1 pseudogene is annotated in these 1,246 nt (G+C 43.2%); it reads left to right on the top strand.

What is annotated here, in order from left to right:
* A pseudogene (locus ACG94X_RS16765) lies at positions 1-1,246 on the top strand (hypothetical protein); the annotation flags it as partial.

Below are 1,246 nucleotides of genomic sequence, written 5' to 3'. Positions count from 1 at the left end.
AAACTGTTAACTTTGCAAATGGCACAAATACTACAGCTGTTTATGATTCAGCGACAAATACTTATAAATATAATGTAGTTGACGCACCTACATTTGCAGGAACAGTGACATCTGCAGGTTTGCAAGTAAATGGCAACAGTACTGTTACAGGTACGCAGACTGTTACAGGTATCAGTAATTTGAATGGTGGTGCTGCATTAAATAACCAAAAAATTACAGGTCTTTTGGATGGGACAGTAGCATCGGGATCAAAAGAAGCAGTCAATGGTGGTCAGTTATTTACAACCAATACAAATGTAAGTACGGCACAAACGACAGCGAATAATGCCCTAGCAAATGCTGCGACAGCAGATGGTAAAGCGGTAGCAGCGCAAACGACAGCGAATAATGCCTTAGCGAATGCTGCGACAGCAGATGGCAAAGCGGTAGCAGCACAAACGACAGCAAATAGTGCCCTAACGGAAGCACAAAAAGGCTTGAACTTTACTGTAAATGGTACAACACCAGCAGATAAAGTTGGACTTGGCGAAACTGTTAATTTTGCAAATGGCACAAATACTACAGCTGTTTATGATTCAGCGACAAACACTTATAAATATAATGTGGTTGATGCACCTACATTTGCAGGACAAGTAAAAGCGAATGGTTTTGATGCAAATGGACAGGCTATTAACAACGTAGCAAGTGGTGGCACGACAGCTACAAATGCAGCGAATATTGGTGATGTGCAAGCAGCAGCAGCAGCGGCAAAAACAATAGTAGCGCAAGGTGAAAATACCACTGTTACTAAAACAACGGATGCAACGACTAAAAACGATACCTATACAGTAAATGCTGATTCAGCAAGCGTATCGACCTCAAGTGCACTTTCTGCGACGAAGGGTGCGAAGGATGCCAATGGTAATACTGACTATGCATTGGATCTATCCGCGACAACCAAAACTGATATCAAAGCAGGTGTTGATGCTAAAACTGCGGTAGATACCAAAGGTTTAACTTTTAATGGTGATGGTGGAACGACTGGTATTAAAAAGTTAGGAGATGCTGTCGCAATTACGGGTGATAGCAACATCACCACAGCTGCAACAGCTGCTGGCGTACAAGTTAAATTGAATCCAAACCTTGTTGTAACGAGCGTGACAGCAGGTGACAGCCTTCTCAACACAGACGGCTTAACCGTAACAGGTGGCCCAAGCATCACCAAAGCAGGCATTAACGCTGCAGGCACAACGATCAGCAACGTCAA

It is taken from the genome of Acinetobacter psychrotolerans (assembly GCF_048552595.1).
Classification (GTDB): domain Bacteria; phylum Pseudomonadota; class Gammaproteobacteria; order Pseudomonadales; family Moraxellaceae; genus Acinetobacter.
This window is presented reverse-complemented; position numbering and strand designations above follow the sequence as displayed.